Here is a 5,260-nt window from a genome sequence, read left to right on the forward strand (position 1 = left end):
TACGGTGGCGTGGTTCGACCGGCTGGGTCTACCTCGACTCTGCTGACCTCAACTTCTCGAACCGCCCGGTGCGGACCCGCATGCCGGGTGGTGTGGCAGGGGCACGGCCAGATGGCCGTCCCCTATGCCGATTGCCGGGTGCCGTTCATCCTGGCAGCCGGGCAGGCATTCGATGACCGTGTCGGGGTGCGGCTCGGCGAAGAATGGCATCGAGTAACGGTCTACGCCCAGCGGGCTGATCACCCGGTGCGGCGTCGACAGGTAACGGTCGTTGCTCCAGCGCGCCATCATGTCGCCAAGGTTGACCACGAACGTGCCGTCGATCGGTGGTGCATCGATCCACTCGCCTTTAACGTTTCGCACTTGCAGGCCGCCGGCGGCATCTTGATACAGCAGGGTGATGCAACCGTAATCGGTGTGGGCGCCGGCGCCTTGCTGCTCTTCGGAACTGGCGGTGTGGCGCGGTGGGTAATGAATCATCCGCAGCACGCTGACCGGCTCAACGAAGCGGGTGTCGAAAAAGTCGCGCTCGATGCCCAGCGCCACGGTTATGGCCCGTAACAGGGTTAAGGCCAAGGCCTGCATGTCGACGTAGTGCTGCTCCATCAGCGACTCCCAGCCGGGCATCGACGGATGACGGTTGGGGCCGCGCAGCGGTTTTTCCGTCAGCACCTCAGGGTGATCGGCCGGCAGGTGCAGGCCCATGTCGAAGGTTTCTTTCAGGTCGCTGGGTTTGCTCGGGTCGAGTTGTTCGGTGGCGATTGCGCCGTAACCGCGGTGGTGGCGGGTTTGAGTGATGTCGATCTTGAGTTTTTCGGCGGAGGGCAGGGCGAAGAAACGTTGGGCGCTGTCGAACACGGCGTTAATGCGCGCGGCGCTGATCGGGTGACCCTTGATATAGAAAAAGCCCCATTTGCGGCAGGCGTGGTCGATTTGCGTGGCGATTGATTGCCAGGCGGATGGGTTATTGCTGTAGAGCAGGGCGATATCGATGATCGGAAGCTGGTTCATGCGCAGTCCTCAAGAACGCTGAAAGTCCAATGTGGGAGCGGCGGTGCGACGATTCGACTTGCTCGCGAAGGCGGAGTGTCAGATACATAAATGTTGACTGACACTCCCTCTTCGCGAGCAAGTCGAATCGTCGCACCGCCGCTCCCACAGGGGATTTGTGTTCGGCTCGGGAATTACTTCGGAATGTCGGCCTTCATGCCTTCAACGTAGTAGTTCATCGATGCCAGTTCCGCATTGCTGGCCGTCGCACCCGCCGCGACTTTCTCAACGCCTGCCTGATCCTTGATCGGTCCGGTGAACGGGTGGAAAGCACCGCTCTTGATGTCGGCAATGATCTGCTCTGCCTCGGCTTTCACCGGCGCTGGCACCAGATCGCTGATCGGCAACTCAACCGTACCTTCCTTCAAACCACCCCAGTAATCCTGCGACTTCCACGTGTGGTCGAGCACGCTTTGGGTCGCCTGAATGTAGTGCGGGCCCCAGTCGTTGACGATGGACGTCAGCACCGCTTTCGGCCCGAAGTGCGCCATGTCCGAAGCGTAGCCCACGGCATACACACCACGGCGTTCAGCCGCCTGGATCGGCGCCGGGCTGTCGGTGTGCTGGAACACCACGTCCACACCCTGATCGATCAACGCATTGGCGGCATCGGCCTCTTTGCCCGGATCGAACCAGGAGTTGACCCACACCACCTTGATCTCGGTGCCGGGGTTGTATTTGTTCAGGGCCAGTTGAATGGCGTTGATGTCGCGGATCACTTCCGGGATCGGGAAGGACGCGACGTAACCGATCTTCTTGGTCTTGGTCATCTTCGCCGCGAGGAAACCGCCGACGTAGCGACCTTCATACGTGCGGGCCAGGTAGGTGCCGAGGTTCTTGTCCTGCTTGTAGCCGGTGGCGTGCTCGAAGGTCACCTTGGGAAATTGTTTGGCGACTTTCAGCGTCGGGTTCATGTAGCCGAAGGATGTGGTGAAGATCAGGTCGTACTTGTCCTTGGCCATGTTGCGAATCACCCGCTCCGCGTCGGCGCCTTCAGCGACGTTTTCCACATAGTTGGTGGTGATCTGGTTGCCGAATTTCTCGGCCAGCACCTTGCGCCCTTGTTCATGCTGATACGTCCAGCCGTGGTCGCCAATCGGACCGATGTAGACGAAGCCGACTTTCAGCGGGTCGGCGGCACTGGCGGTCAGGGTGGTGCTCAGACCGATGGCTGCGGCGACGGCGCAAAGCAGCTTCTTCAACGGACGTTTGTGCATGAATTCGAACTCCATGGTGTTGTGAGGTTGGCAAGGTCAATGCAAATTGCTGACCAACAAGACAACAAAATCTCCGAAACCGTGGTGAAGCCTTCGCGAGCAAGCCCGCTCCCACAGGGGAATGCGATCCAATGTGGGAGCGGGCTTGCTCGCGAAGAGGCCCGCAAGGCCAATAAAAGTGCATCCCTCGAACCTGTTGCCATCCACTGGTGCGCTAAGGTGTAACGAAACGTTAGCGCCGCCCCGCAGTCATTAGCTCATCACCCTGGTTTCGCTTCACACGGCAAAAAGGCCCGCAATGCTCACACTCCTCAAGCAAGAAAAGTTTCTGCTGTTGGCCGTGATCGCCGCTGTCGTCGCTTATCCGCTGGAACACTGGATGCTGCACAGCGGCCAACCCATTGCGCTGACCGCCGGCCTCGTACTGATCGCCTTCATCGTCGCCGCCTCCATGCGCGTCGCCCATCACGCGGAGTTGCTCGCGGAAAAAGTCGGTGACCCCTACGGCACGATGATCCTGACCCTGGCCGCCGTGCTGGTGGAAGTGGTGATCCTGGCGATCATGATGAGCAACGAAGCCTCGCCGACCCTGGTGCGCGACACGATTTATTCGGCGGTGATGCTCGACATCAACGGCATCCTCGGCCTGGCCGCGTTGATGGGTGGGCTCAAGCATGGCGAACAGTCCTACAACGATGACTCGGCGCGCAGTTACAGCGCGATGATCCTCACCGCCATGGGCGTTTCCATGGTGGTGCCGGAGTTCATTCCCGAGGCCAGCTGGAAACTCTATTCGGCGTTCACCATTGGTGCGATGGTCGTGCTCTACACCCTGTTCCTGCGCATGCAGGTCGGGCCGCACAGTTATTTCTTCAGCTACAGCTACCCGGAAAAACGCCGCAAGAAAGTCCCGGAGGAAGAACCTGAACCCATCAATCTGGGGTTGAGTATTGGGACATTGGTGTTCGGCGTGGTGGTGATCGGCGCATTGGCCGAAGTGATGTCCAAAACCCTCGACCTGGGCCTGGAAGGGACGGGCGCACCGCCGGTGATCACGGCGATCCTGGTGGCGGCGATCTCGGCGGCCCCGGAGATTCTGACGGCGTTGCGGGCGGCACTGGCCAACCGTATGCAGTCGGTGGTCAACATCGCCATGGGCGCGTCACTGTCGACGGTCATCCTGACGGTGCCGGTGATGGAAGCAATGGCGCTTTACACCGGCCAGCCATTCCAGATGGCGATGACTGGTGCAGACCGTGATGGTCTTCCTCACCCTGATAGTCAGCGCGATCAATCTCAACGATGGCGAAACCAATGCCATCGAAGGCATGACCCACTTTGTGCTGTTTGCGACATTTATCATGTTGTCGCTGCTTGGGCTTTGAACGCACCACAGAATCAATGTGGGAGCGGGCTTGCTCGCGAATGCGGTTTGTCATTCAACAGTAATGTCGACTGACACTCCCTCTTCGCGAGCAAGCTCGCTCCCAGTTTTGATTTGTGTTGTGTCAGGTACCGGCGATTAGCTGCCGAGCCGCCTGGCTGTGATCGGCAATCAACCCCTTCAAATCCAGCCCTTCAACCTGCCCATCGATCACTCGCCACTTGCCCCCGACCATCACCCGATCCGCCCGATCAGCGCCGCACAGCAGCAACGCCGACACCGGATCATGACTGCCGGAGAACCGCAGCTCATCGAGCTTGAACAGCGCCAGATCCGCCTGCTTGCCCACTGCCAGTTCGCCGATATCGGTACGGCCCAGCAACTGCGCCGAACCCTTGGTCGCCCACCCCAGCACCAACTCCGGCGTGATCTTCTCGGCGCCATAACGCAGCCGTTGAATGTACAGCGCCTGACGGGTTTCCAGCATCATGTTCGACGCATCGTTGGACGCCGAACCGTCCACGCCCAAGCCCAGTAATGCACCCGCAGCCGTCAGGTCCAGCGTCGGGCAGATGCCGGAAGCCAGGCGCATGTTCGAACTCGGGCAATGGCAAATACCGGTGCCGGCGGCACCGAGGCGAGCGATTTCATCCGGGTTGAAGTGAATGCCGTGAGCGAGCCAGGTGCGCGGGCCGAGCCAACCGACGCTGTCCAGGTAATCCACGGTGCGCAAGCCGAAACGTTGCAGGCAGAAGTCTTCTTCGTCGAGGGTTTCGGCCAGATGGGTGTGCAGGCGCACGTCGAGTTTGTTCGCCAGTTCGGCGCTGGCCGACATGATTTCCGGAGTCACCGAGAACGGTGAGCAGGGCGCCAGGGCGATCTGGATTTGCGCGCCGTCGCCACGCTCGTGGTACTCGGCGATCAAGCGTTGGCTGTCGGCGAGAATCACTTCGCCTTCCTGCACGGTCTGCTGCGGCGGCAGGCCGCCGTCCTTTTCGCCGAGGCTCATGGATCCGCGCGTCAGCATGGCGCGCATACCCAGTTCGCGAACGCTTTCGACTTGTACGTCGATCGCATTTTCCAGGCCTTGCGGAAACAGGTAGTGGTGATCGGCCGCGGTGGTGCAGCCAGACAGCAGCAATTCGGCCAACGCGACTTTGCTGGCGAGGGCGAGCTTTTCAGGGGTGAGGCGGGCCCAGACCGGGTAGAGGGTTTTCAGCCACGGGAACAACGGCTGATTGACCACCGGCGCCCAGGCGCGGGTCAGGGTTTGATAGAAGTGGTGATGGGTGTTGATCAGTCCCGGCAGGATCACATGCTCGCGGGCATCGAACACTTGTCCACAGGGCGCAGACGGTTGCTGACCAGCGGCGAGCATTTCGACGATCAAACCGTCTTGCAGCACCAGGCCGCCACGGGCATCGAGACCATTGGCAGTGAAGATTGCGAGGGGATTTTTTAACCAGGTACGGGTCGCAGGCATGTTGGCCGGCTCCTCTGAAAGTTGGGTTCAGGTTAGCCAGCTCAGTGATTACCCTGTCTGCTGATCCAGGGTCGTCGCGGGGACGAGGTGCGGAGTTTCAAACAAAAGTAAGCTGGGAGCAAGCCC

At 60.4% G+C, this 5,260-nt stretch carries 3 protein-coding genes and 1 pseudogene; 1 reads left to right on the forward strand and 3 read right to left on the reverse strand.

Going from position 1 to position 5,260, the window contains the following annotated elements:
- Positions 1–48 precede the first annotated feature (48 nt).
- Both E3W21_RS05410 and E3W21_RS05420 read right to left on the reverse strand, forming a co-directional pair.
- Positions 49–1,011 (reverse strand): 2-oxoglutarate and iron-dependent oxygenase domain-containing protein, encoded by a 963-nt coding sequence (locus tag E3W21_RS05410; RefSeq protein ID WP_256661527.1) that lies wholly within the window; start codon positions 1,009–1,011, stop codon positions 49–51.
- 173 nt (positions 1,012–1,184) lie between these two features.
- Entirely contained in the window at positions 1,185–2,267 is a 1,083-nt protein-coding gene (locus tag E3W21_RS05420) for a BMP family ABC transporter substrate-binding protein (RefSeq protein WP_134418726.1), read from the reverse strand.
- Positions 2,268–2,565: 298 nt separating this feature from the next.
- Between E3W21_RS05420 and E3W21_RS05430 the strand changes: the two are divergent.
- Positions 2,566–3,652: pseudogene (locus tag E3W21_RS05430) on the forward strand (calcium:proton antiporter).
- Between the two features lie 123 nt (positions 3,653–3,775).
- Here E3W21_RS05430 and E3W21_RS05435 read toward each other — a convergent pair.
- On the reverse strand, positions 3,776–5,134 hold the full coding sequence (locus E3W21_RS05435) for an 8-oxoguanine deaminase (protein ID WP_134418728.1): 1,359 nt from the start codon (positions 5,132–5,134) through the stop codon (positions 3,776–3,778).
- Positions 5,135–5,260: the final 126 nt, after the last annotated feature.

Origin of the sequence: Pseudomonas sp. F01002 (assembly GCF_004402115.1) — a bacterium.
GTDB lineage: Bacteria > Pseudomonadota > Gammaproteobacteria > Pseudomonadales > Pseudomonadaceae > Aquipseudomonas > Aquipseudomonas frigoris.

Excerpts from the sequence above, each read along its gene's own strand:
- E3W21_RS05410 (WP_256661527.1), bottom strand. The coding sequence starts at position 1,011 with ATGAACCAGCTTCCGATCATCGATATCGCCCTGCTCTACAGCAATAAC.
- E3W21_RS05420 (WP_134418726.1), bottom strand. The coding sequence starts at position 2,267 with ATGCACAAACGTCCGTTGAAGAAGCTGCTTTGCGCCGTCGCCGCAGCC.
- E3W21_RS05435 (WP_134418728.1), bottom strand. The coding sequence starts at position 5,134 with ATGCCTGCGACCCGTACCTGGTTAAAAAATCCCCTCGCAATCTTCACT.